At 68.2% G+C, this 25,184-nt stretch carries 24 protein-coding genes; 12 read left to right on the forward strand and 12 right to left on the reverse strand.

Going from position 1 to position 25,184, the window contains the following annotated elements:
• Positions 1-160: 160 nt before the first annotated feature.
• Both pyrF and M6E97_RS07580 read right to left on the reverse strand, forming a co-directional pair.
• Positions 161-859 carry an orotidine-5'-phosphate decarboxylase gene (pyrF, locus tag M6E97_RS07575; RefSeq protein ID WP_003452399.1) on the reverse strand — a complete coding sequence of 233 codons (699 nt, stop codon included), beginning with the start codon at positions 857-859 and terminating at the stop codon, positions 161-163.
• A 96-nt stretch (positions 860-955) separates the two neighbouring features.
• Positions 956-1,849, reverse strand: coding sequence for a LysR family transcriptional regulator (locus M6E97_RS07580; protein WP_003101696.1), 894 nt, complete (start codon positions 1,847-1,849; stop codon positions 956-958).
• A gap of 45 nt (positions 1,850-1,894) precedes the next feature.
• On the opposite strand from M6E97_RS07580, the gene M6E97_RS07585 reads away from it, so the two are divergent.
• Positions 1,895-2,536: a DUF924 family protein gene (locus M6E97_RS07585; protein WP_079381468.1), complete on the forward strand. Its 642-nt coding sequence runs from the start codon at positions 1,895-1,897 to the stop codon at positions 2,534-2,536.
• 23 nt (positions 2,537-2,559) lie between these two features.
• Here M6E97_RS07585 and M6E97_RS07590 read toward each other — a convergent pair whose 3' ends face one another.
• Entirely contained in the window at positions 2,560-3,450 is an 891-nt protein-coding gene (locus M6E97_RS07590; RefSeq protein ID WP_049311524.1) for a LysR family transcriptional regulator, read from the reverse strand.
• A 91-nt stretch (positions 3,451-3,541) separates the two neighbouring features.
• On the opposite strand from M6E97_RS07590, the gene M6E97_RS07595 reads away from it, so the two are divergent.
• Positions 3,542-4,012 (forward strand): multidrug/biocide efflux PACE transporter, encoded by a 471-nt coding sequence (locus tag M6E97_RS07595; RefSeq protein WP_003110276.1) that lies wholly within the window; start codon positions 3,542-3,544, stop codon positions 4,010-4,012.
• 8 nt (positions 4,013-4,020) lie between these two features.
• On the opposite strand, the gene M6E97_RS07600 is transcribed toward M6E97_RS07595, so the two are convergent.
• Both M6E97_RS07600 and M6E97_RS07605 read right to left on the reverse strand, forming a co-directional pair.
• Positions 4,021-4,932 (reverse strand): response regulator, encoded by a 912-nt coding sequence (locus M6E97_RS07600; RefSeq protein WP_033937994.1) that lies wholly within the window; start codon positions 4,930-4,932, stop codon positions 4,021-4,023.
• Between the two features lies 1 nt (position 4,933).
• A complete protein-coding gene (locus M6E97_RS07605) occupies positions 4,934-6,235 on the reverse strand; it encodes a sensor histidine kinase (RefSeq protein WP_023125660.1) in 1,302 nt (433 codons plus the stop codon).
• 236 nt (positions 6,236-6,471) lie between these two features.
• Between M6E97_RS07605 and M6E97_RS07610 the strand changes: the two genes are divergently transcribed.
• Complete coding sequence (locus M6E97_RS07610; protein ID WP_003090984.1) at positions 6,472-6,639, forward strand: DUF2897 family protein; 168 nt, start codon at positions 6,472-6,474, stop codon at positions 6,637-6,639.
• A gap of 232 nt (positions 6,640-6,871) precedes the next feature.
• The gene (locus M6E97_RS07615) at positions 6,872-7,636 is read left to right on the forward strand and encodes a CPBP family intramembrane glutamic endopeptidase (protein ID WP_003090986.1); all 765 of its coding nucleotides are present in this window, start codon (positions 6,872-6,874) and stop codon (positions 7,634-7,636) included.
• Here M6E97_RS07615 and atuR read toward each other — a convergent pair whose 3' ends face one another.
• Positions 7,637-8,260, reverse strand: coding sequence for an atu genes transcriptional repressor AtuR (gene atuR, locus M6E97_RS07620; RefSeq protein WP_003114740.1), 624 nt, complete (start codon positions 8,258-8,260; stop codon positions 7,637-7,639).
• Between the two features lie 253 nt (positions 8,261-8,513).
• On the opposite strand from atuR, the gene M6E97_RS07625 reads away from it, so the two are divergent.
• The 8 genes from M6E97_RS07625 to M6E97_RS07660 all read left to right on the forward strand — a co-directional run bounded on the left by M6E97_RS07625 (position 8,514) and on the right by M6E97_RS07660 (position 19,873).
• Entirely contained in the window at positions 8,514-10,316 is a 1,803-nt protein-coding gene (locus M6E97_RS07625; protein WP_003101727.1) for an acyclic terpene utilization AtuA family protein, read from the forward strand.
• 72 nt (positions 10,317-10,388) lie between these two features.
• Positions 10,389-11,267 carry an SDR family oxidoreductase gene (locus tag M6E97_RS07630; protein WP_009313867.1) on the forward strand — a complete coding sequence of 293 codons (879 nt, stop codon included), beginning with the start codon at positions 10,389-10,391 and terminating at the stop codon, positions 11,265-11,267.
• Position 11,268: 1 nt separating this feature from the next.
• The gene (gene atuC, locus M6E97_RS07635; RefSeq protein WP_034005346.1) at positions 11,269-12,885 is read left to right on the forward strand and encodes a geranyl-CoA carboxylase subunit beta; all 1,617 of its coding nucleotides are present in this window, start codon (positions 11,269-11,271) and stop codon (positions 12,883-12,885) included.
• Between the two features lie 116 nt (positions 12,886-13,001).
• Positions 13,002-14,162 (forward strand): citronellyl-CoA dehydrogenase, encoded by a 1,161-nt coding sequence (gene atuD / locus M6E97_RS07640; protein WP_003101733.1) that lies wholly within the window; start codon positions 13,002-13,004, stop codon positions 14,160-14,162.
• 20 nt (positions 14,163-14,182) lie between these two features.
• Positions 14,183-14,977, forward strand: coding sequence for an isohexenylglutaconyl-CoA hydratase (atuE, locus tag M6E97_RS07645; RefSeq protein ID WP_003119850.1), 795 nt, complete (start codon positions 14,183-14,185; stop codon positions 14,975-14,977).
• Positions 14,978-15,022: 45 nt separating this feature from the next.
• Positions 15,023-17,008 (forward strand): geranyl-CoA carboxylase subunit apha, encoded by a 1,986-nt coding sequence (gene atuF, locus M6E97_RS07650; RefSeq protein ID WP_031685662.1) that lies wholly within the window; start codon positions 15,023-15,025, stop codon positions 17,006-17,008.
• A gap of 51 nt (positions 17,009-17,059) precedes the next feature.
• Positions 17,060-17,884: an SDR family oxidoreductase gene (locus M6E97_RS07655; protein ID WP_003101741.1), complete on the forward strand. Its 825-nt coding sequence runs from the start codon at positions 17,060-17,062 to the stop codon at positions 17,882-17,884.
• 162 nt (positions 17,885-18,046) lie between these two features.
• The gene (locus M6E97_RS07660; RefSeq protein WP_003101743.1) at positions 18,047-19,873 is read left to right on the forward strand and encodes a long-chain-acyl-CoA synthetase; all 1,827 of its coding nucleotides are present in this window, start codon (positions 18,047-18,049) and stop codon (positions 19,871-19,873) included.
• Between the two features lie 13 nt (positions 19,874-19,886).
• Here the strand turns inward: M6E97_RS07660 and M6E97_RS07665 are convergent, their stop codons facing one another.
• The 6 genes from M6E97_RS07665 to M6E97_RS07690 all read right to left on the reverse strand — a co-directional run bounded on the left by M6E97_RS07665 (position 19,887) and on the right by M6E97_RS07690 (position 25,085).
• The gene (locus M6E97_RS07665; protein WP_003091000.1) at positions 19,887-20,309 is read right to left on the reverse strand and encodes a hypothetical protein; all 423 of its coding nucleotides are present in this window, start codon (positions 20,307-20,309) and stop codon (positions 19,887-19,889) included.
• Positions 20,310-20,654: 345 nt separating this feature from the next.
• Positions 20,655-21,419, reverse strand: coding sequence for an anti-sigma factor SbrR (gene sbrR, locus M6E97_RS07670; protein WP_023094637.1), 765 nt, complete (start codon positions 21,417-21,419; stop codon positions 20,655-20,657).
• Positions 21,416-22,000, reverse strand: a complete 585-nt coding sequence (gene sbrI, locus M6E97_RS07675) for an ECF family RNA polymerase sigma factor SbrI (RefSeq protein WP_003130768.1) — start codon at positions 21,998-22,000, stop codon at positions 21,416-21,418. Before sbrI ends, sbrR begins: the two co-directional genes overlap by 4 nt.
• A 330-nt stretch (positions 22,001-22,330) precedes the next feature.
• Positions 22,331-23,770: a PLP-dependent aminotransferase family protein gene (locus tag M6E97_RS07680; RefSeq protein WP_003091003.1), complete on the reverse strand. Its 1,440-nt coding sequence runs from the start codon at positions 23,768-23,770 to the stop codon at positions 22,331-22,333.
• A gap of 221 nt (positions 23,771-23,991) precedes the next feature.
• The gene (locus tag M6E97_RS07685; protein WP_021264983.1) at positions 23,992-24,360 is read right to left on the reverse strand and encodes a hypothetical protein; all 369 of its coding nucleotides are present in this window, start codon (positions 24,358-24,360) and stop codon (positions 23,992-23,994) included.
• Positions 24,361-24,446: 86 nt separating this feature from the next.
• A complete protein-coding gene (locus M6E97_RS07690; RefSeq protein ID WP_033937999.1) occupies positions 24,447-25,085 on the reverse strand; it encodes a response regulator transcription factor in 639 nt (212 codons plus the stop codon).
• Positions 25,086-25,184: the final 99 nt, after the last annotated feature.

Raw genomic sequence — 25,184 nt, forward strand, 5'->3', positions numbered from 1 at the left:
CCACCGGTACTTGCCGGAGTGCCCGCTACAAGCCTAGACGCTGGGGACGGACAGGCGACCGCAGGCGCCCCCCCTGGGCGCCGGCGCGGATGATGCCTGCGCCAGTCCGGCTCGACACGGCGCGCGACGGTCGCCGACGGCAGGCGTGGGGGAAGCCGCCTCAGCCCAGTTCGGCGACGATCGCCGCCAGCGCCTTGGCCGGGTCGGCGGCCTGGCTGATCGGCCGGCCGATCACCAGGTAGTCGGAGCCGGCGTCCAGGGCCTGGCGCGGGGTGAGGATGCGCCGCTGGTCGTCCTGGGCGCTGCCGGCCGGGCGGATGCCCGGCGTGACCAGTTGCAAGCCCGGATGGGCAGCCTTCAGCGCCGGCGCTTCCTGGGCCGAGCAGACCAGGCCGTCCATGCCGGCCTTCTGCGCCAGGGCGGCGAGGCGCAGTACCTGCTCCTGAGGCTCAATGTCGAGGCCGATGCCCGCCAGGTCCTCGCGCTCCATGCTGGTCAGCACGGTCACGCCGATGAGCAACGGCCTGGGTCCGCTGAAGGCCTCCAGCGTCTCGCGGCAGGCGGCCATCATGCGCAGGCCGCCGGAGCAGTGCACGTTGACCATCCACACGCCCATCTCGGCGGCGGCCTTCACCGCCATCGCCGTGGTGTTCGGGATGTCGTGGAATTTCAGGTCGAGGAACACCTCGAAGCCCTTGCCGCGCAAGGTCTCGACTATACCCGCGGCACAACTGGTGAAGAGTTCCTTGCCGACCTTCACCCGGCACAGTTTCGGGTCCAGCTGATCGGCCAGCGCCAGGGCGGCCTCACGGGAGGGGAAATCCAGGGCGACGATGATGGGGGACTGGCAGGCGGACATGGGCTCTCTCGCGGCGAATCGAAAACGGCGCGCATTGTCGCAGAATCCGGCCGTTTGCCGTAGCCCGGAACGCGCCGGGGAGATGAACGTCGTGGACTAGAGGCGGGCGCGGAGCAGTTGCTCCAGCCAGTCGACGAATGCCCTGACCCGCCGCGACAGATGCCGCCGGTGCGGATACAGGGCGTACGCCGGCATCGCTTCGGCCCGCCACTGCGGCAGCACCTCGCGCAGCTCGCCGCGTTGGAGGTGCTCGCGCACGTCGTAGGCAGGGATCTGGATCAGGCCCAGTCCGGACAGGCAGCAGGCGATGTAGCTTTCCGCGTTGTTCACCGTGACCCGGCTGCGCAACGCGCGGGTCAGGGTGCGCCCATCCTCGCGGTACTCCCAGGGCAACACCCGGCCGCTGCTGGGCGAGGCATAGTTGACCGCCCAGTGCCGGTCGAGGTCGGCCGGCGTCCGTGGCTCGCCATGCTCTTCCAGGTAGGCGGGACTGGCGCAATTGATCAGTTGCATCTCGCCAAGGCGTCGCGCCACCAGGCTGCTGTTGCCCAACTGGCCGACCCGCAGGACGCAGTCGACGCCCTCCTGCACCAGGTCCACCGAACGGTCGCTCGAGCCCAGTTCCAGTTCGATGTCCGGATGCTGGCGGAAGAATTCCGGCAGCGCCGGGGCGATCAGCAGTCGCGCCACCCGGCTCGGCACGTCGACCTTGAGCCGGCCGCTGGCGCGGCTGCCGTCGTGGAACAGGCTCTCCAGCTCTTCCATGTCTTCCAGCAGGTGACGGCAACGCTCCAGCACCACGCTGCCGTCGTGGGTCAGCTGGACCTGCCGGGTGGTGCGATGCAACAGCCGGCTGCCGAGTTGCGCTTCGAGCTGCTGGACCGCCGCCGAGACCGTCGCCCGCGGCATGTCCAGCAGATCCGCGGCCTTGGTGAAGCTGCCGGTTTCGGCAACGCGCAGGAACACGCGCATGCTGTCCAGACGATCCATGGGCAGGCCCCTTCTCTCTATTCGGGATGGCTGGACAGTCTATCCATGCCACCCACGTTTATCCAAAGAACCCGGACCAATAGCCTGGAGTCCCTACTCTACTTCCTGGATCCGCAGATGCCCCATGCAGCGCTTTTGCCTTCTCCCAGCGCGTCCCCGCTGCCGGAAGTGGTCGGTTTCTGGCGCGATGCCGGCCCTACCCTCTGGTTCGCCAGGAACGCCGATTTCGACCGGCGCTTCCGCGAGCGCTTCGCCCATCTTTACGAGCTTGCCTGCGCCAACGCGCTGCGCCCGGCTGCCGGTGAAGCCGAGGACCATCTCGGCCTGCTGTTGCTGCTCGACCAGTACCCGCGCAACGCCTTCCGCGGCACCCCGCGCATGTACGCCAGCGACACCCAAGCGCGGCGCTGGGCGGAGCGGGCACTGGGACAAGGCCTCGACCGCCAGGTCGGGGACGCGCTGCGGCTGTTCTTCTACCTGCCGTTCGCCCATGCCGAGAACCTTGCCGACCAGGATCGCTCGGTAGCGCTGAACCACGGACTCGGCCAGCCCTTCCTCGCCCACGCTCGTGAGCATCGCGAGATCATCCGCCGCTTCGGGCGCTTTCCCCATCGCAATCCGATCCTCGGTCGCCTGTCCAGCGCCGAGGAACTCGCCTTCCTCGCCGCCGGCGGCTTCGCCGGCTGAACCGGGGCTCAGCCGGCCCCTCCCTAGATAGGCAGGTCGCGATCCAGCAAGCGGTCCAGCAACCAGTTGGCCGCCGGTCCCAACGGCCGCTGCCGCGACCAGACCACATCCACCGCCTGGCTGCGCGGCCAGCCGGACACCGGCAACTCCTTCAGCCGTCCGTTGGCGTAGCCGCTGACCAGCCAGCGCGGCAGCTCGGCCCAACCGAAGCCGTGGGTGGCCATTTCCAGCAGCAACAGGTAGTTGGGCGCCGACCAGCAGCGCCCGCCGCTGGACGGCAGGCCGTCGTTGATCGCCGCGCCGGTCTCGCTATAGGTGTTCAGGCGCAGCAGACGCCATTCGGAAAGGTCACGCTCGCTGACCCGCTCCAGGCCCGCCAGCGGATGGTCGACGGCGGCGAACAGACCGAACTCGGCACGCTCGGCGACCGCCGCCACGCCCAGCTCCGGCGGGTAGTGCGGCTGCGCGGCGAGCAGGCCGAGGGTGGCGCGGCCGCGGCTGACCTGGGCGATCACGTCCTGGTCCTCGGCGATCAGGCATTCGAACTCCAGCTCAGGGTAACGCTCGTCCAGTTCGGCCAGGCGCGCCTCGTAGCGCGCCGAATGGTAGGTGTCGGATAGCGCCAGGGTCACCCGTGGCTCCGAGCCGCCGGCGAGCAGCGCGGCGACCCGGCGCAGGCGGTCGGATGCGCCGAGGACCTCCTCGACCCGTCCCAGCAGCGTGCGCCCGGCCCCGGTCAGTTGCGGCTGGCGGCTACTGCGATCGAAGAGTTCCAGGCCGAGGTCGATCTCCAGCCGGGCAATGGCCTCGCTGACGGTCGACTGGCTCTTGCCCAGCTTGCGCGCGGCGGCGCTGAAGGAGCCGAGGGAAACGGCCTGGACGAAGGCCTCGAGGGATTCGGGCGACAAATGCATATCGGTTTTTCCGATGGTATCCAACTTAACCCTATCCCAAAGACCGATGACAATACAGCCCGACTTCAACGACGAACCGGGAGCGTTCGCCATGACCCACACCCACACCGCCCTCGACAAGACTCTCAAGGAGCGGATCTTCCACGCCCTGGCCTTCGAGGGCCTGGCCGTCCTCCTCACCGCGCCGGTGCTGTCGCTGGTGATGAACAAGCCCCTGGCGCACATGGGTGCGCTGACGCTGATGTTCTCCACCGTGGCGATGCTCTGGAACATGCTTTTCAACAGCCTCTTCGACCGCGCCCAGCGGCGCATGGGCTTCCAGCGCACCCTGCAGGTCCGGGTGCTGCATGCGATGCTCTTCGAGCTGGGGCTGATCGTGGTGCTGGTACCGCTGGCCGCCTGGTGGCTGTCGATCGGACTGGTCGAGGCGTTCCTCCTCGACATGGGCCTGATCCTGTTCTTCCTGCCCTACACCATGGCCTTCAACTGGAGCTACGACGTACTCCGCGCACGCCTGGTGGAAAGCCGCCAGACCAAGGCCGCCGGTTGCGACGCCGGCTAGGCCGGCGTTCAGGCCGTCAGCCGCTCGCGCAGGCGGCCGAGCATGCCGAGCAGGCTGCCGACCCGTTCCTTCTCGCGCTCTTCGCGCGGCACCTCGGCCAGCCGGTCGACCTCCGGCAGGCTTCGCCCGCGCCACAGCAAGGCCTGCTCGGCGGCCGCCTTCAGGCCTTTCTCGAACAATCCCTTGCGAATCGGCTTGGGCAGGTAGCGGAATATCTGCGCCTGGTTGATCAGCTCGAGCAGGGCCTGGGTGTCGCGGAACGGCGTAACCACCAGGCTGAGCAGGCGCGGATGGGCCTGGGCCAGGGATTTCAGCAGCGGCGCGGTATGCTCCCCGGCCAGCTTCAGGTCGCTGACCAGCACCTCCACCGGTTCGGTGTTCAGCCACACCAGCGCCTCGGCCAGGTTGCGCGCGCGCAGCAGGCGATGCCCGCCGGCATGGCAGAAGGCACCGACGCAGTCCAGGGTTTCCGGGTCGTCGTCGAGCAGCAGCACGCTCAGCGGCGCCGCCAGCGTGGCCGCGGGCGGTGCCGGCAGACCCTGGCGGCTGGCGATCTCCGCCGCCTGGCGCAGGGTGAAGGCCATTTCCTGGGGATTCCAGGGCTTGGTCAGGTAGCGGAAGATGCCGCCGTCGTTGAGCGCGTCGACGGCGGCGTCGAGGTCGGAATAGCCGGTGAGGAGAATCCGCAGGGTCTCCGGATAGCGCTCGCGAGCCTGCGCCAGCAGTTCGGCGCCGCTCATCTGCGGCATGCGCTGGTCGCTGACCAGCACCTGTATCCGTTCCGTCTTCAGGCGCTCCAGGGCGCGCCGCGGGTCGCTCTCGGTGAGCACCTCGTAATGGCGGCGGAACTGCATGGCCAGGCTGCGCAGGATGCGCTCCTCGTCATCGACGAAGAGGATGCGGACGGGAGATGGGCTCATGTCAGGCGCTCCGTTTCAGTTCGCGGGCCTGCTCTCGCGGCAGGCTGATGAGGAAGCGGGTTCCGCGGCCCGGTTCGGAGGCCACGCGGATGGTCCCGCCATGTTGCTGGATGATCTTGTAGCTGATCGACAGGCCGAGCCCGGTGCCCTGCCCCACCGGCTTGGTGGTGAAGAACGGGTCGAAGATCCGCCCGAGGACCTCGGTGGGCATGCCCTTGCCGTTGTCCTGCACGGAGAGGAACACCTGGCGCTCGTCGGCCCAGCTCTTCAGCAGGATGCGGCCGAAACGCTCCATGGCCTGCGCGGCGTTGGTCAGCAGGTTCAGCAGCACCTGGTTGATCTGCGACGGCGCGCAGGCGATAAGCGGCAGCTCGCCAAGCTGGCTGCTGATCTCGGCCTTGTCCTTGATGGCGGTGCGGGCGATCAGCACGGCGTTGCGCACGCAGTCGTTGAGGTCGACCTCCTCGCTGAAGGCGCGGTCCAGGCGGGCGAAGTCCTTGAGCCCGGAAACCAGCTCGCCGATCTGGCCGAGGCCGTAGCGGGTATCGACGAACAACTGCCGCAGGTCCTCGCGCAACTGTTCGACGGCGGCTTCGCGGCGCACCGCGTCGGCCGCCTGCAGCGCCTGCGCCAGGCGCGCTTCGTCGCACTGCGGGTCGCCCAGGCAGTCGACCAGCGCCGCCTGGGCATCGGCCAGGCGCAACAAGGGATCGCTCAGCTCCTCCAGCAGCGCCAGGTTGTTGCCGACGTAGCCGAGCGGCGTGTTCAGCTCGTGTGCGACCCCGGCCACCATCTGCCCGAGCGAAGCCATCTTTTCCGACTGCACCAGTTGCGCCTGGGACTCCTTGAGGTCCACCAGCGCCTTGCGCAGCACCCGGTTGCGCTGGGCGATGCGCGCCTCCATGGCCTTCAGCAGGTCGAGCACGGTGCCCAGGCCACGGTAGCGGCCCTCTTCGTCGACCAGGGCGAAGTCCTCGGTGATCGGATACTGCAGGCGACCGGTGACCTGCTGCGCCGCCTCTTCCAGGCTGGCGCCGAGGGAGACGCTGAGGGGCGCCCGGTTCATGACGTCGCGCACCGGATGGCGGCCCCAGAGGTCGCGGCCGAAACGCTGCATGAAGATGTCCTGGAGGGTGTAGCGGCTGACCAGGCCGAGGACCCGGCGCTCGTCGTCGACCACCGGCAGCGAGAGGAAGGCACGGTGCTCCGGCATCAGCAGGCGGTCGGCGACGTCGCTGATGCTCATCGCCGGAGTCAGGGGTTCCACCGGGCGCAACAGACGGGACAACGCGCTCGGAGACATCGGCAACCTCTCGCTGGCAGGCCCGGACGGGGCAATGAAGGGATACCCGCCAGTTAAGCAATGTCAGATTGCCAACATGTGACAGGCATCACGCCGACCAGGCTCAGCGCTTTCTCCGCCCGCAACTTCCAAGCGCCGCCGGGAGTCTCAACCACAGGACCTCGCGCCGGAACGTTGCCTGACAGAAAGGCAAACCCGGCGTATGGTGAACATTCATATCGATGAGGGAGAACAACATGCCCTGGTACGCCTGGTTGATCATCGTCCTCGCCCTGGGCTCCATCGTCGGCGGACTCCTGCTGCTGCGCGACTCGGCGAAGAAGCTGCCGTTGAGCGAGGAACAGCTCAAACGCATCCATGAACGCAACGCCGAGCTGGACGCGCAGGAGGCGAAGGACCGCTGAACCTATTGGCCTGCCGGCGGGTCACTAGGTCTCGTAGGAAAACCCCGGCGGGCGAAAAACCGGCGAGGCGAAGGCTCGCGTGGCGGAGTCATGCGGGCCGCGCATGGTTTTTCCTGCGCAACCTGGGGTTCGTTCCCCGTGTGTTTCCCTCTGGCAGAAGGTCCGTTCCTTGCGCTTTTCCCATCCGCGGGTCGAAATGCCTTTAGAATCCCTCCTTTAAACGGGAGGCTGCATGCTCGGGCGTCTGATACCGCTTCTACCCATTCTGTTCCTGCTCGGGGGCTTCTTCACCGGGCACATCGCGCTGCTGACGGCGGTCATCGTCCTGCTCTACATCATCTGGGTGACCTACGCCGAACGCTGGCTGCCGACCCTGCTCTGGTGGCCGGTGAGCCTCGCCGCCAGCGCCCTGATCGCCATCCACTACCTGCCCGGCTTCATTCCCCTGCGCCTGTTCCCCTGGGACCTGGCCAGCGCCAGCCCGCCGATCCAGATGATCTGGCTGCCCTGGGACAAGGCCCTGGTCGCCCTTACCCTGCTCGCCTGGTGGCTACGCCGGCCGAAGCAGCCGCTGGTGTCGCTGGATATCACCGCGCTGGCCTTCTGCCTGACCTTCTTCGTGGTGCCGCTGCTGTCGATCATGACCAATGCCGCGAGCTGGCAGCCGAAGTGGCCGGATGCCTTCTGGTGGTGGCTGGTACTGAACGTCGGGGTGGTCTCCCTGGCCGAGGAGGCGTTCTTCCGCGGCCTGCTGCAAAGCCAGTTGATCCGCTGGTTCGGCGCCTGGCCGGGGATCATCGTCGCGACCCTCGCCTACGCCGCGCTGCACCTGCTGGTGAACCCGGTGTACGCGCTGCTGGCCGGGATCGCCGGGCTGGGCTACGGCATGGTCCTGCACTTCAGCGGGCGGCTGTCCCTGGCGGTGCTGCTGCACGCTTCGATCAACACCCTGCACTTCCTCCTGCTGAGCTACCCGTTCCGCCTGATCTCCGAGTGATCAGGCGTTCTTGATCACCAGCGCCAGGGCCTCCTCGGCGAGCTGGTCGAGACTCATCGGTCCTTCCGGACGGAACCAGGTGGTGGTCCAGGACAGCGCGCCGGTGAGGAAGCGCCGCAGGATGAACGGATCGCCCTGGCAGTAGCCGGCCAGCCGCGCCTCCCCCAGCACGTCGAGCCACATCTGCTCGTAGATGTCGCGCAGGCCGAGGATGTACGCCTGGCCTTCGGCGGACAGCGAGCGCCACTCGTAGACCAGCACCGCCATCGCCTCGCCGGTGCCGCCCATGATCGATTGCAGCTCGCAACGGATCAGTCCCAGCACCCGCTCGCGCAGGTCCTCGGCATCGGCCAGGGCGGCGCGCATCAGGGCGGTGTTGTAGAGGATGGTCTCTTCCATCACCGAGCGCAGGATCTCGTCCTTGCTCTTGAAGTGATGGAAGATGCTGCCCGACTGGATGCCCACCGCGCTGGCCAGGTCGCGCACCGTGGTGCGTTCGTAGCCTTTGCTGCGGAACAGGTGGGCGGCGGTCTGCAGCAGCTTGCCGCGGGCGCTTTCCGGATCGGTGAGCTGTCCGGTAGCCACCAGCTCCAGCATCACTTCCCGGGCTTTCTGATCGTCCAACGCTGAGTACCCCTTTTCCGGATCGTCGGCGGCTCGGTGCCGCTCATCCGCGCGCCCGGCCGCTCCGTATTTGCCGACCGGCCTCGGGATTGCCCCGCAAGTGCTTGTCGGCATTCATGAAATGTATGCCTGCGAAGACGACCGAGCAAGCGCTTGGGTAACAGCCGAGAACGGATTTGTTTCCGCCCTCTTCTCAACCAAGCGCTTGCTTGGTAATGTCGCCCCACACTTCCGCCGTCACGGGTCAAGAACAATGCAAAAGACCGTACGCATCGGCTGCGCCTCGGCCTTCTGGGGCGACACCTGCACCGCGGCCGCGCAGCTGGTGCGCGGCGCGCCGCTGGACTACCTGGTGTTCGACTACCTGGCCGAGATCACCATGTCGATCATGGCCGGCGCCCGCCTGAAACAGCCGGACGCCGGCTACGCCACCGACTTCGTCGAGGTCCTCGCACCGCTGCTGGGCGAGATCGCCGAGAAGAAGATCCGCGTCATCAGCAACGCTGGCGGGATCAATCCGCAGGCCTGTGCCGCCGCCCTCGCCGCGGCCTGCGAGAAGGCCGGGGTGCAGTTGAAGATCGCCGTGCTCCATGGCGACAACCTGCAAGCGCGCCAGGCCGAACTGGCCAAGGCCGGCATCCGCGAGATGTTCAGCGACGCGCCTTTCCCGCCGATGTGCGTCTCGCTCAACGCCTACCTCGGCGCACCGGGCATCGTCGAGGCCCTGCGCCTGGGCGCGGACATCGTGATCACCGGCCGGGTGGTCGACAGCGCGGTGGTCAGCGCCGCCCTGGTGCACGAGTTCGGCTGGGCCTGGGACGACTACGACCGACTGGCCCAGGCCGCCCTCGCCGGGCACATCGTCGAATGCGGCGCGCAATGCACCGGCGGCAATTTCACCGACTGGGAGCAGGTGCCGGACTACGAGCACATCGGCTTCCCCATCGTCGAGGTCGAGGCCGACGGGCGCTTCGTGGTGACCAAGGCGCCCGGCACCGGTGGCCTGGTCAGCGAACTGAGCGTCGGCGAACAGATGCTCTACGAGATCGGCGACCCACGCGCCTACCTGCTGCCCGACGTGGTCTGCGACTTCACCGAGGTGCGCCTGCGCCAGGCCGGTCCCGACCGGGTCGCGGTGGAAGGCGCGCGCGGCCTGCCGCCCACCGACCGGTACAAGGTCAGCGCCACCTATCCGGACGGTTTCCGCTGCACCGCCAGTTGCCTGATCGCCGGCATCGATGCGCTGAAGAAGGCCGAGCGGGTCAGCCAGGCGATCATCGCCAGGACCGAGGAAATCTTCGCCGAGCGCGGCTGGGAGCCCTACCGCGAGGTCAATGTCGAACTGCTCGGCAGCGAAGCCACCTATGGTCCCCATGGGCGACGGCAGGACAGCCGCGAAGTGGTGGTCAAGCTGGCCGTCCGGCATCCGCGCAAGGAAGCCCTGGTGCTGTTCTCCCGCGAGATCGCCCAGGCCGCCACCGGGATGGCGCCCGGCCTGACCGGCATCGTCGGCGGCCGGCCGACGGTGTATCCGGTGATCCGCCTGTTCTCTTTCCTGATCGACAAGGCGCAATGCGCGTTGAGCGTGGAGATCGACGGCCAGCGCCATCCGCTGGAACTGCCGGTCCTCGAAGCCTTCGACCCGGCACGATTGGCCGAGGCGCGCCAGCCGCCACGCCCGGAGCAGCCCGCCAGCGCCAGCGTGCCGCTGGTGAAGCTGGCGGTGGCGCGCTCCGGCGACAAGGGCAACCACAGCAACATCGGGGTCATGGCGCGGCGTCCGGAGTACCTGCCGTGGATCGCCGAGGCGCTGGAGGAAGGCGCGGTGGTGGACTGGATGCAGCATGTGCTCGACCCGCAGACCGGCCGGGTCGGCCGCTGGTACCTGCCGGGCAGCCACAGCCTGAACTTCCTGCTGGAGAACGCCCTCGGCGGCGGCGGCGTCGCCAGCCTGCGCATCGACCCGCAGGGCAAGGCCTTCGCCCAGCAGTTGCTGGAGTTCCCGGTGGCGGTGCCGCAGGCGCTCGCCGACGCGCTGGAAACGCAGGGCAGATAACCACGACCAGGAACGACGAATGCGGCGTTCCGCTGCAACCACCCCACGGGATTCATCGGAGTCACCAGAACAATGAGCTACGACTCGATCTTCCGACCTGGCCTGTTCGACGGCCAGACCATCATCGTCACCGGCGGCGGCAGTGGCATCGGCCGCTGCACCGCCCATGAGCTGGCGGCCCTCGGCGCCCACGTGGTGCTGGTCGGACGCAAGGCGGAAAAGCTGGAGAAGACCGCCGGCGAGATCGTCGAAGACGGCGGCAGCGTCAGCTGGCACGCCTGCGACATCCGCGAGGAGGAAGCGGTGAAGACGCTGGTGGCGAATATCCTGGCCGAACGCGGGACCATCCATCACCTGGTCAACAACGCCGGCGGCCAGTATCCCTCGCCCCTCGCCTCGATCAGCCAGAAGGGCTTCGAGACCGTGCTCCGCACCAACCTGGTCGGCGGCTTCCTGGTCGCCCGCGAAGTGTTCAACCAGTCGATGAGCAAGACCGGCGGCAGCATCGTCAACATGCTCGCCGACATGTGGGGCGGCATGCCCGGCATGGGTCACTCCGGCGCCGCACGCTCCGGCATGGAGAATTTCACCAGGACCGCCGCCGTCGAGTGGGGCCATGCCGGCGTGCGGGTCAACGCGGTGGCGCCGGGCTGGATCGCGTCCAGCGGCATGGATACCTACGAAGGCGCGTTCAAGGCGGTGATCCCGACCCTGCGCGAGCACGTGCCGCTCAAGCGCATCGGCAGCGAGTCGGAAGTCGCCGCCGCCATCGTCTTCCTGCTCTCCCCCGGCGCCGCCTTCGTCAGCGGCAACACGATCCGCATCGACGGCGCCGCCAGCCAGGGCAGCCGCGCCTTCCCGCTGCTCAAGGGCAAACCGGGACAGAGCCGCGCGTACAACGGCTTCCACCGCGCCTACCTGCCCGACGTGCTGAAGGACCAGGAGGACTGACATGCCCGCGATCCAGTCGGAACTCGACGTCAACGGCGAGGACTTCGCCCGTAACCGCGAGGCCATGCTCGCCGCCGTGGCCGGCTTCCGCGAATTGGAGCAGAAGGTCCTGGACAAGGCCGCCGAGGCCAGGCCGAAGTTCGAGAAACGCGGACAACTGCTGCCGCGCGAACGCCTGGCGCTGCTGCTCGATCCGGGCGCGCCGTTCCTCGAACTGTCCTCGCTGGCCGGCTACAAGCTGCACGACGACAAGGACGGCACCCAGGCCGGCGGCGGGATCATCGCCGGGATCGGCTACATCGCCGGGGTGCGCTGCCTGGTCAGCGCCAGCAACAGCGCGATCAAGGGCGGCACCATCTCCCCGACCGGGCTGAAGAAGACCCTGCGCCTGCAGCAGATCGCCATGGAGAACAAGCTGCCGGTGGTGACCCTCACCGAAAGCGGCGGCGCCAACCTCAACTACGCGGCGGAGATCTTCGTCGAAGGTGCGCGCGGCTTCGCCAACCAGGCGCGGATCTCCGCCATGGGCATTCCCCAGGTCACCGTGGTGCATGGTTCCAGCACCGCCGGCGGTGCCTACCAGCCGGGGCTGTCGGACTACGTGGTGGTGGTGCGCGGCAAGGCCAAGATGTTCCTCGCCGGGCCGCCGCTGCTCAAGGCCGCCACCGGCGAGATCGCCAGCGACGAGGAGCTCGGCGGAGCCGAACTGCACGCGCAGGTCGCCGGCACCGCGGAATACCTGGCGGAAAACGACGCCGACGGCGTGCGCCTGGCCCGCGAGATCGTCGGCATGTTGCCGTGGAACGCACAACTGCCGGCGCGCCCGACGCGTTCCTGGCGCGAACCGCTGTACCCGGTGGAGGAGCTGCTCGGGGTGGTTCCGGCCGACCCGAAGAAGCCCTACGACGTCCGCGAGATCGTCGCGCGCATCGCCGACGGCTCCGAGTTCCTCGACTTCAAGAACGAGTTCGACGGCCAGACCGTCTGCGGCCACCTGCGCATCGAGGGCCACGCCTGCGGCCTGATCGGCAACAACGGACCGATCACCCCGCAGGGCGCGGCCAAGGCGGCGCAGTTCATCCAGCTCTGCGAACAGAGCAACACGCCGCTGCTGTTCCTGCACAACACCACCGGCTTCATGGTCGGCACCGAGTCGGAGCGCCAGGGCGTGATCAAGCACGGCTCGAAGATGATCCAGGCGGTGGCCAACGCCCGCGTGCCCAAGCTGACCCTGGTGGTCGGCGGCTCCTACGGCGCCGGCAACTACGCGATGTGCGGACGCGGCCTCGACCCGCGCTTCATCTTCGCCTGGCCGAACAGTCGCACCGCGGTGATGGGCGGCGCCCAGGCCGGCAAGGTGCTGCGCATCGTCACCGAGGAGAAACACGCCAAGGAAGGCAAGGAAGCCGACCCGAAGATGCTCGACATGCTGGAAACCGTCACCGCGCAGAAGCTCGACAGCCAGTCCACCGCGCTTTACGGCACCGCCAGCCTGTGGGACGACGGCCTGGTCGACCCGCGCGACAGCCGCAGGCTGCTCGGCTACCTGCTGGATATCTGCGCGGAAGCCGAGGCGCGGCCGCTGAAGGGCAACAGCTTCGGGGTCGCGAGGTTCTGACTGCAACAGGCGAGCCGGCGACAGCCCCTCTCCCCGCTCTCCCTGAAGGAAGAGGGTTGGGAGAGAGCAAGCGGATCCTGCCGGAAAACAATGATGCCCAGGAGGAAAGACAACCCATGATCTTCACCCAGGAACACGAGGAACTCCGCCGCACCGTTCGCAGCTTCGTCGAGCGGGAAATCAACCCCAACGTCGACCAGTGGGAAAAGGACGGCCGCTTCCCGATCCACGAGATCTTCCGCAAGGCCGGCGAACTCGGCCTGCTGGGCATCTCCAAGCCGGAGAAGTTCGGCGGCATGGGCCTGGACTACAGCTACTCGATCGTCGCCGCCGAGGAATTCGGCAGCATCACCTGCGGCGGCATCCCGATGGCCATCGGCGTGCAGACCGACATGTGCACCCCGGCCCTGGCCCGCTTCGGTTCCGACGAGTTGCGCGAGGAGTTCCTCCGCCCGGCCATCGCCGGCGAGATGGTCGGCTGCATCGGCGTCTCCGAGGTCGGCGCCGGCTCCGACGTCGCCGGCCTGAAGACCACCGCGCGCAAGGACGGCGACGACTATGTGATCAACGGCAGCAAGATGTGGATCACCAACTCGCCGTCGGCCGACTTCATGTGCCTGCTCGCCAATACCTCCGACGACAAGCCGCACGTCAACAAGTCGTTGATCGTGGTCCCGATGAAGACCCCGGGCATTACCCTCAGCCCGCACCTGGACAAGCTCGGCATGCGCAGTTCGGAGACCGCCCAGGTGTTCTTCGATAACGTCCGCGTACCGCAGCGCAACCGCATCGGCGCGGAAGGCGCCGGCTTCATGATGCAGATGCTGCAGTTCCAGGAAGAACGGCTGTTCGGCGCGGCCAACATGATCAAGGGCCTGGAGCACTGCATCGACGTCACCATCGAGTATTGCAAGGAGCGCAGGACCTTCGGCCAGCCGCTGATCGACAACCAGGTCATCCACTTCCGCATGGCCGAGATGATGACCGAGGTCGAGGCGCTGCGCGCCCTGGTCTACCAGGCCACCGAGCTGTACGTGAAAGGCAGGGACGTGACGCGCCTGGCTTCCATGGCCAAGCTCAAGGCCGGCCGCCTCGGCCGCGAGGTCAGCGACGCCTGCCTGCAGTACTGGGGCGGCATGGGCTTCATGTGGGACAACCCGGTCTCCCGCGCCTACCGCGACACCCGCCTGGTATCCATCGGCGGCGGTGCCGACGAGATCATGCTCGGCATCATCTGCAAGCTGATGGGCATCCTGCCGGGCAAGAAGAAAGGCTGACGTTCCAGGAGGAAACCGGCATGAGCCTGCCGCATTGCGAGACCCTGCTGCTGGAACCCGTCGAGGGCGTCCTGCGGATCACCCTGAACCGCCCGCAAAGCCGCAACGCCATGAGCCTGGCGATGGTCGGCGAACTGCGCGCGGTGCTCGCCGCCGTGCGCGACGACCGTAGCGTGCGGGCGCTGGTGCTGCGCGGCGCCGGCGGGCACTTCTGCGCCGGCGGCGACATCAAGGACATGGCCGGTGCCCGCGCCGCCGGGGCGGAAGCCTACCGCACGCTGAACCGCGCCTTCGGCAGCCTGCTGGAGGAAGCCCAGGCCGCCCCGCAACTGCTGGTGGCGCTGGTGGAAGGCGCGGTGCTCGGCGGCGGTTTCGGCCTGGCCTGCGTGTCGGACGTAGCGATCGCCGCCGCCGATGCGCAGTTCGGCCTGCCGGAAACCAGCCTCGGCATTCTCCCGGCGCAGATCGCGCCTTTCGTGGTCCGCCGCATCGGCCTGACCCAGGCCCGCCGCCTGGCCCTCACCGCCGCCCGCTTCGACGGCCGCGAGGCGCTGCGCCTGGGCCTGGTGCATTTCTGCGAGGCCGACGCCGATGCCCTCGAACAGCGCCTGGAGGAAACCCTCGAGCAACTGCGCCGCTGCGCGCCGAACGCCAACGCCGCCACCAAGGCCCTGCTGCTGGCCAGCGAAAGCGGCGAACTCGGCGCCCTGCTGGACGATGCGGCGCGCCAGTTCGCCGAAGCGGTGGGCGGCGCCGAAGGCAGCGAAGGCACCCTGGCCTTCGTACAGAAACGCAAGCCGGTCTGGGCCCAGTGAGCCACGACCGCGAAACAGGGCAACAGCCTCCAGGAGCCGAACGACATGCCCAGCTTCAACAAGATCCTCGTCGCCAACCGCGGTGAAATCGCCTGCCGGGTGCTGCGCACCGCCCATGAACTGGGCTACCGCAGCGTCGCCGTGTACAGCGAGGCGGACGCCGACGCCCGCCATGTGCAACTGGCCGACGAGGCCGTGTGCATCGGCCCGGCAGCGGTGGCGCAGTCCTACCTGAACCTCGAGGCGATCCTCGACGCCGCCCGTCGCAGCGGCGCCGAGGCGATCCACCCCGGCTACGGCTTCCTCTCCGAGAACGCCGAATTCGCCCGTGCCTGCGAAGCCGCCGGGATCGTCTTCATCGGCCCGGATGCGGAAGCCATCCACCTGATGGGCAGCAAGCGCCTGTCGAAGATCGCCATGCTCGCCGCCGGGGTGCCGTGCATCCCCGGCTACGAAGGCGCCGAACAGGACGACGCGACCCTGCGGCGCGAGGCCGAACGCATCGGCTACCCGCTGATGATCAAGGCCAGCGCCGGCGGCGGCGGCCGCGGCATGCGCCTGGTGGAGGAACCCGGCCAACTGCTGGAACAGTTGCGCACCGCGCGCTCGGAAGCGCTGGGCGCCTTCGGCAGCGCCGAGCTGATCCTGGAGAGGGCCGTGCCGCGCCCGCGCCACGTGGAGATCCAGGTGTTCGGCGACCGCCACGGCAACCTGCTCTACCTCGGCGAACGCGACTGCTCGGTGCAGCGCCGCCACCAGAAGGTCATCGAGGAAGCCCCCTGCCCGGTGCTCGATGCCGACCTGCGTCGCGCCATGGGCGAGGCGGCGGTGAAGGCCGCGGCCTCGGTCAACTACGTGGGCGCCGGCACCGTCGAGTTTCTTCTCGGCGAGGATGGTCGCTTCTACTTCCTGGAGATGAATACCCGCCTGCAGGTCGAACACCCGGTCACCGAACTGGTCACCGGCCAGGACCTGGTGGCCTGGCAGATCCGCATCGCCGAGGGCCATCCGCTGCCGCTGCGGCAGGAGCAGGTGGAACTGCGCGGGCATGCCATCGAGGTCCGCCTCTACGCCGAGGACGCCGGTCGCGGCTTCCTGCCGCAGACCGGCACGGTGCTGCGCTGGGACCCGGAACTGCTGCCCGGCGTACGCATCGACCATGGCCTGGTCGAGGGGCAGGCGGTGACGCCCTTCTACGACCCGATGCTGGCCAAGCTGATCGCCTACGGGGCGACCCGCGACGAAGCCCGGCGCAAGCTGATCCGCGCGCTGGAGCGCTGCGTGCTGCTGGGGGTCGACGGCAACCAGCGGTTCCTCGCCAACCTCCTGGCGCATCCGGACTTCGCCGCCGGCGAGGCGACCACCGCCTTCATCGGCGAACGCTTCGCCGAAGACCCCAGCCTGCAACCGCGCCAGCCGGGCGCCGAGGAACTGGCCCTGGCCGCCGCCCTGCTCTACCAGGCCGGCGCCGAGGCCAGTGCGCACCAGCCCGGCCTGGCCGGCTGGCGCAGCGCCGCCGGGGCGCCGTGGAAGATCGTCCTGAAGCACGCCGAACAGCGCCTGGAGATCGGCCTGGAGGTCCTCGAAAGCGGCCGTCGGCCGCGACTGCTGGCGCGCCTGGAGCGACGCGAGATCGCCGTGCGCCTGCTCGACTGCGACGGACGCTGGGCCAGCGTCGAACTCGACGGCATTCGCCGCCGCCACGCCTACCACCTGGACGGCGGGCGCCTCTGGCTGTACGGCCACGGCGGCAACCTCGAACTGCTCGACGTCACCCACGCCGGCGCCAGCGCCCAGGTCGGCGCCAGCTCCGGCACGCTCAAGGCGCCGATGGACGGCGCCATCGTCGAGGTGCTGGTCGGCGAGGGCGAACGGGTCGGCAAGGGCCAACTGCTGCTGGTGCTGGAGGCAATGAAGATGGAACACCCGCTGAAGGCCGGAGTCGACGGCGTGGTCCGCCGCGTCCAGGTCGGCCGTGGCGAGCAGGTGCGCAACCGGCAGGTGCTGGTCGAGGTGGAAGCCGACGCCTGAGACAACCCGCCGCTCATCCGCAACGACAACGACAAGAAAACGGAGACGCCCATGTCACTGCACGGCAAGACCCTGTTCATCACCGGCGCCAGCCGCGGCATCGGCCGGGAGATAGCCCTGCGCGCCGCGCGCGATGGCGCCAACCTGGTGATCGCGGCGAAGAGCGCCGAGCCGCATCCGAAGCTGGAAGGCACCATCTTCAGCGTCGCCGCCGAGGTCGAGGCCGCCGGCGGCCAGGCCCTGCCGCTGCAACTCGACGTGCGCGACGAGCAGGCCGTGGCGGCGGCCATGGCCCGCGCCGCCGAACGCTTCGGCGGGATCGACGCGCTGGTCAACAACGCCGGGGCGATCCGCCTGGTCGGGGTGGAAAAGCTGGAGCCCAAGCGCTTCGACCTGATGTACCAGATCAACACCCGCGCGGTGCTGGTCTGCAGCCAGGCCGCCCTGCCCTACCTGCGCAGGAGCGCCAACGGCCACATCCTCAGCCTGTCGCCGCCGATCAACCTGGCCGGCAGGTGGTTCGCCCAGCACGGCCCCTACACGGTCACCAAGTACGGCATGAGCATGCTTACCCTGGGGATGCACGAGGAGTTCGGGAAATACGCCATCAGCGTCAACGCGCTGTGGCCGAAGACCATGATCGCCACCGCCGCCATCGAGTTCGAGCTGGGCAGCCGTGACGCCTTCCGCCGCGCGCGCACCCCGGCGATCATGGCCGACGCCGCGCACGCCATTCTAACCAGCGAGGGGCGCAGCCTCAGCGGGCGCCTGCTGGTCGACGAGGAATTGCTGCGCGAGCGCGGCCAGAGCGATTTCGAGCAGTACCGCTACGACCCGGAGGGTGGCGCGCTGGTGCCCGACCTGTTCCTCGACTGAGGTCTCCGACGAAAGGCGCGCGGCGCTCTGCGGCGGGCTTCCGGGCTATTTGCCGAAGTGCCCCGGGGCGACCGCGCAACGGTCATAGCCGAGGCGGCGGCTGCGGTCTAGAGTCGCGGGAGCGTCCTACGCCCCGCACAACAACGACAAAGCGCGAGAGCCATGACCCACGCCGACCTGATCACTTTCAACCGTTTCGTTGCCCGCCTGCCTGCCACCTTCGGCCGCGTGCCGCGCATGCTGCGCGGCCTGTACTACACCGCGATCCGTAACCGCGAGAAGAGCCTGTCCCTGGGCTGGGCGCTGGAGCGCGCGGCACGCCTGTACCCGGACAACCCGGCGGTGCTCGACGGCCAGCGGCGGATCAGCTACGCCCTGTTCAACGGCTGGGCCAATCGCCTGGCGCGCGCCTTCAAGGCCGAGGGCGTAGGCCACGGCAGCGTGGTCGCGGTGATGCTGGAGAACCGCGTCGAGCTGCTGGCGATCCTCGCCGCCCTGGCCAAGCTCGGCGCCATCGGCGCACTGGTCAACACCACCCAGCGCGGCAAGGTCCTGGTGCACAGCCTGAACCTGGTGAAGCCCGGCCACTTCGTGGTCGGCGAAGAGTTGCGCGAGGTGTTCGAGGAAGTCCGCCAGGAGGTGCTCGGCAACGCCGGCCATTGCTACTGGGTCGACGACGGCGACACCCTCGGCGATCCCGGCTCGCCGCCGATGGGCTGGCGCAACCTGATGCGCCTGGCCCAGGGACAGACCTCGGAGAACCTCGAGGACACCGGCAGGGTGCGGCTCAAGGACTCCTGCTTCTACATCTACACCTCCGGCACCACCGGCCTGCCGAAAGCCTCGATCATGAGCCACGGCAAGTGGATCAAGGCCTACGGCGGCTTCGGCCATTCCGGCCTGGGCCTGGGCCGCGACGACGTGCTCTACCTGACCCTGCCCTGCTACCACAACAACGCCGTGACCGTCTGCTGGAGCGCGGCGCTCGCCGGCGGCGCGGCCATGGCCCTGCGCCGCAAGTTCTCCGCCAGCGGTTTCTGGAAGGACGTGCAGCACTACCGGGCGACCTGCTTCGGCTACATCGGCGAACTCTGCCGCTACCTGCTGAACCAGCCGCCGTGCGCCGAGGAACGCGGCAATAGCCTGACCTGCATGATCGGCAACGGCCTGCGCCCGTCGATCTGGGCCGAGTTCAAGCAACGCTTCGAGATCCAGCGGATCACCGAGTTCTACGCTTCCAGCGAAGGCAACATCGGCTTCACCAACGTATTCAATTTCGACAATACGGTGGGCTTCTCCCCAGCCACCTACGCCATCGTCCGCTACGACCTGGAGAACGACCGCCCGGTGCGCGACGCCAAGGGCTTCATGGAGAAGGTCGGCAAGGGCGAGGTCGGCCTGCTGATCAGCGAGATCAGCGCGAAGTGGCCGTTCGACGGCTACACCGATCCGGCCAAGAGCGAAGCGGTGATCCTCCGCGACGTGTTCAAGAAGGGCGACGCCTGGTTCAACACCGGCGACCTGATGCGCGACATCGGTTTCAAGCACACCCAGTTCGTCGACCGTCTCGGCGACACCTTCCGCTGGAAGGGCGAGAACGTTTCCACCACCGAGGTGGAAAACGCCCTCGGCGCCTTCGACGGGGTCGAGGATGCGGTGGTCTACGGCGTGGAGATTCCCGGCACCAACGGCCGCTGCGGGATGGCCGCACTGCGCCTGGCCGATGGCGTCGAACTGGACCGCGAGGCCCTCGCCGCGCACCTCGACCGCGAGTTGCCGGCCTATGCCACGCCGGTGTTCCTGCGCCTGCTGCGCGAAGTCGAGACCACCGGCACCTTCAAGTACAAGAAGACCGACCTCAAGCGCGACGCCTACGATCCCGCGCGGGTGAGCGACAAACTCTTCGTCAGGTTGCCCGGCAGCGCCGGCTACCAGCCGTTGGACGCGGAGCTGTACCAGGCGTTGCAGGAGCAGCGCTACCGCTTCTGAGCGCCGGGGCGGCCTACTGGCGGAACTCGAACTGCAACTCGGCCCCTTCCAGGGGCCGCGACACGCCCAGTTCGCGGTCGCGATAGAGCAACTGGCCGTTGAGGCGGAAGTCGCTGTCGTCCTTTTCCTCGAACATCGGCGGCAACAGCGGCTTGGGCTTATGGGTCTCTTCCGTGCCGGGCGGCGCCATCTTCTGCACCAGTTCCTTCGGCAGGCGCAGGTCCAGCTTGGCGCTCGGCAGCGGCTTGCGCACCTCGGGGTCGAGACGAGCGGTGGAAGCGCGCTTCGCCGGCGCCGGCTTGTCCTTGGCGACCGGCCTGCTGGCCGGCTTCGGCGGCGCAGCCGCAGGCTTCGGCTTGGCCGGCGGCTTGGGTTCGGCAACCTGCTCCGCGGCTGGCGCGACCTTCTTCGAAGCTGTTTTCGGCGCGGCAGGCACGGCAGGCGCTGGCTCCGCTCGTGCAGGCTTCACTGGCTTGGCAGGGGCGCGCTGCTCCTGCGGCGGTGCTTCCGGGGCTTTCTTTTCCGGTGCCTTGGAGCCGTCATCACAGGCCGCCAGGAAGCAACCGAAAAGAACAACGACGCAAATTCGGCAAAGACGTTTCATAGTCACGCAGGTATGGCCAATTGCGGCAATGCTGACGGCAGACTGCAACCAAGGCAAGGGGTCACTATCGTCATCCTGGCACTCTCTCGGTTGTTCGCCCCATGTCTAACCTGTCATGCACGGATAACCGCTTGATGTCAGCCCGCGACGCCATCACGGCGTCGCGGGCCATGGTCGTCACGGCCGTTTCTTGGCGCTCGCGGCTATCGTCGCGAGGCGTTCCAGTCGTTCCACCAGGTTCTCTCCGGGGAAACGTTTCTGCAGCTCGGCCAACTGGGTCGCGGCCTGCTCCGTCTTGCCCTGCTCACGCAGGGCAAGGACCGCCCCGAGCGCCTCGTCGAGCACCTCCGGCTTCACCGCAACCGCCTTGCCCCTGGCCTGGGCGACGAAGTCGCCAGCCAGCTCCGCCTGGACCTTCGCCTGCTGCGCGGCCTGGGCCGGCGGTCGGTCGGCCAGGGCAGCCGGAGCCGGCGGCGCGGCCTCGGCCATCAGTTGCGGCGCCTCCCCGGACGATGCGTAGCTGGCCAGCAAGGCCGGGGACTCCGACATCTCGCCGGACAGCGGAGCCGGCGCCGCCGGCGCGCGCATGGCCCGCTTCGCCGCAGCGGCCCCGGCGACTCCGTCGCGCAGGGGCACATCGCTGAACGCCACTTCGGGCCGGGCCTGGCGCTCGGCGTCGTCCAGCACGTTGTGGCTGACCAGCCCCAGCACCAGCGCCACGCCCAGCAGGCTGGCGAAGGCCGCCTGCCAACGCGGCCTGCGGGAGGCTTCCAGCCAGCGCCGCCACCAGGGCCGGGCAGGTTCGACATGCGCCGCCTGGCGTCGCGCGGCGGCGAGGATCGCCTGGTCCAGCGCCGGCGCCGGCTGCTGCGGCGCGTGGGCGCGGAAATGCGCCAGCATCTGCTCTTCGGCGACGCTCGCGGAATGCTTCTGTGGGTTCATACCGCCACCTCCTCGGCCAGCAGCCGGCGCAGCTTCTGCACCGCGTAGCGGAAACGGCTCTTCACCGTCTCCAGCGGCGACTGGGTGAGCGTGGCGATCTCGGCCAGTTCCAGTTCGCCGTGGGCGCGCATCAGGAATACCTCGCGCTGTTCCTCGGGCAGGGTCTCCAGCGCGCTCTGCAAGCGCTCGCCGTCGCGGCTCAGGCTGAGCTGCTGCTCGGGGCCGGCGCCCTGGTCGGGTTGCGCGTGCAACTGTTCGTCGTAGCTGTCCTGCAACGGCTGGCGCTGGCCATGCTTGCGCCAATGATCGATGAGGCGGTTGCGGGCGATCTGGTAGAGCCAGGTGCGGAAGCTCGCCCGGCCCTGCGGCTGGCTCTCGCTGCGGATCAGGCTGAGCCAGGTTTCCTGGTAGATCTCGTCGGCCAGTTCGGTCTGTCCGGCCAGGCCGCAGAGAAAACGGTAGAGACCTTGCCGGTGGCGCTGGTAGAGCACCTCGAAGGCCGCGCTGTCGCCCTTGCGGTAACGCGCCAGCAGCGTTTCGTCGCTGCCGGCGGCCGTCGTGGTGCTGGTGGAGGCATGCATGCCGCTGGTCGACTCCTGTCCTGTGTCAAAGGCGACCGAGAGCAGGCTCATCGGCCACATCCTTCGCGGCACGCATCGGCGTCGCCACGAAACGCCCGGGCCGTCGCCAGAAGCGCGGCCGGAGCGGCTATCGGTAGACATTTTCCAGCGTCGGACAGTTCGGCGAAAGTGCCGGTCCGGATGGAAGCCGGGAAAAACATCGAGACGACCTCGTCGTGCAGCGGAGAGATACCCGCTGAGACGAAGCTGTCGGTGGATTCGGGTTAATCCCCGGGAAAATTCTTCGCGGACTGTCGCGGGGCGCCCCTCAGCCAGGGGAGCGCCTCGCGCTCAGGCGGCGATCAGGCCTTCCTGGCAAAGCTGCCCGGCAAGCATGCCGAGGGTCATGATCGCCCGCTCCGCCTCGCGGTTCCAGGGAATCCCGCAGGTCAGCCGCAGGCAGTTGTTGAACTGCTCGGTGTTGCTGAAGATCAGCCCCGGGGCGATGCTGATGCCCTGCTCCAGGGCCCGCACGTGGAGTTCCTTGGTGTTGACCTTGGCCGGCAGGCTGACCCAGAGGATGAAGCCGCCCTTGGGCCGGGTCATCTGCGTCCCCTCCGGGAAGTACTGCTGCACCGCCAACTGGTAGGCGGTCATGTTCTTCCGGTACTCCTGGCGGATGTAGCGCAGGTGGCGGTCGTAGCCGCCGTTCTCCAAGTAGGCGGCGACGCCCATCTGGGTCACGGTGCAGGCCGAATGGGTGGTGAAGGTCTGCAGGCGACGGATCTCCTCCTGGTAGCGCTCGGCGATGATCCAGCCGATGCGTACGCCGGGCGAGATGGTCTTGGAGAAACTCGAGCAGTAGATCACCCGGCCGTCGCGGTCGTGGGACTTGAGCGAGCGCGCCTGGCCCTGGTCGAACATCAGTTCGCCGTAGATGTCGTCCTCGACCACCCCGATGTTGTGTTCGGCGGTCAGTTTCAGCAGTTGCTTCTGGCGATCCTCGGGAATCGTCCCGCCGAAGGGATTGCTCAGCCGCGCGGTCAGCACCAAGGCCTTGATCGACCACTGGTTGGCCGCCAGTTGCAGCGCTTCCAGGCTGATCCCGGTGCGCGGGTCGCTGGGGATCTCGATGACCTTCAGGCCCAGCACGTCAGCCAGTTGCAGCAGGCCGTAGTAGCTCGGCGACTCGGTGGCGATCAGGTCGCCGGGACGGGTCAGCACCCGCAGGGCCATGTGGATCGCATCCACGCAGCCGTGGGTGATGGTCACCTGCGACGGGTCGACCACCACGCCGGCGTCGCGCATGCGGATCGCCACCTGCCGCCGCAGCGGCTCGAAACCGGGGCTGAACATGTAGCTGAACGCCCGTGGGCTCTGGAAGCGGGTGACCTTGGCCAGTTGCTGGTGCAAGGCGCGCACCGGCAGGTAGTCCACATGCGGCACCGCCGCGCCGAGCGGGAATACCCCTTCGCGGCGGGACTCGGCGAGCACCTGGTTGATGATGCTGCTGCGGGTGACCAGGCCGGGACGCTCGACCCGCGCGATATCCGGGGTCGGCGCGGTCAGTGCCGGGGTGCGGTGGACGTAGAAGCCGGATTGCGGACGGGCACGGATCAGTCCCTGGTCCTCGAGGGTGGCGTAGGCCTGCAGCACGGTGGCGTGGCTGACGTTCAACTGGGTGCTGAGCTTGCGCACCGACGGTACCCGCTCGCCCGGCTGGTAGACGCCACGGCGAATGTCCTCGGCCAACTGCTGGGCGATGCGTTGGTAAAGCAGCAGATTGGTCATGGCGGGTTTTCCTCGGCGATTGAACCGAAACAGTAGCTCAATTCGTGAAACTGCTCCAGAACAGTTCGGCCGACAACCAGGCATACAGTCGCAAAACTGTACGGGTCGGTCGCAGAGACGGCGCGTTTGCGAGGAAAAGAAAACCCGGTCGGTCGCCACCGGCCGGGTGCGGGCGGGAAACAGTCCGCCAAGAGCCGCCTGGGGAGCGGCCATAGGGAAAGTCAGAAACGCAACGCGTCCGCCGCCGCGCTCTCGCCGGTCGACGCTTGCCAGGCGAAGGGGCTTGGCGTCAGGCCGAGATCGCCGAACAGGCGGTAGTCCGGGACGGCGGCGGGCTGGCGGGAGGTCGGGGAAAAGTCATCGCGGCTGAGGCGGGTGACCAGAACCCGGGCCTGCACCTGCAATGCCACCAGGCTGAGGCTTTCCCGCGCCGTGCAGCCCGCCTCGCCGCACGCCACCGGCGAGTCCTCCAGCAGGAGTTCCTGGCGGCGTGCTTCGGCAACCGCGCGGAGTTCGGCGGCGAAGGACGGCTGGCACAGGCTCAGCAACAACGGCAGGACGAAACGGGCAAAGCGGGGCTGGCGGATCATGCGGATTCCTCGGCTGCGGCGGGATGGCTCCCGGGGGCTGGCGAGGATTGTTCCGCAACTGGCGGTCGAGATGTTTCGAACCCCGGTCAGGCGAGTTCGTGGAGCCAGTTCATCACGCCCAGGGCGATCAGTTCGGCGTCACTGTTGAGGCCTATCTTGACCATCGCGTTCTTCTTGTGGGTGCTGATGGTCGACACGCTGCGCATGGTCCGCTGGGCGATCTCGCTGACCGTGTCGCCACGCGCCAGGCGCCGGAGGATGTCCACCTCGGTGGGGCTCAGCGGCTTGCCGGTATGCCGCTGCGGGTGCAGGCCGGGGTCGAGGAAGGTCTGTCCGAGCGCCATGCACTCCAGCGCCGCCTTCAGCGTCTCCAGCGGGCTGCGCTTGCTGATGTAGGCCGAGGCGCCGCTGCGCAGGACCGCCTTGGCCAGCAACGGAGCGCTGAACACCGAGTAGACCATCACCTTCATTTGCGGGCAGTGCCGGGTCAGCCATTCCACCAGGTGGATACCGTCGCGGCTGCGCTGGCCAGGCAAGCCCAGCTCGGTGATCAGGATGCTTTCCGGCGGCAGGTCGGCCAGGCACTCCACCAGGCTGTCGCTATCGCCGACCACCGCCAGCACCTGGCGTCCGCACTCCTCGCTGAGGTAGCGCTGCAGCGCCCACTGCATGACCGGGAAGGAATCGGCGATCACCAACCCCGGCAGGGTTTCGTTCGAACTCATGGCGCCTCTCTACTCGTTATAACGAAATACAAGGTGCTTATGCTGCACGGATTGCCGCTCGAACTAGTTCGATCCCGATGATAGCCCGCTCTTGCGCAA

It is taken from the genome of Pseudomonas sp. B111 (assembly GCF_026428275.1).
Lineage (GTDB): Bacteria > Pseudomonadota > Gammaproteobacteria > Pseudomonadales > Pseudomonadaceae > Pseudomonas > Pseudomonas aeruginosa.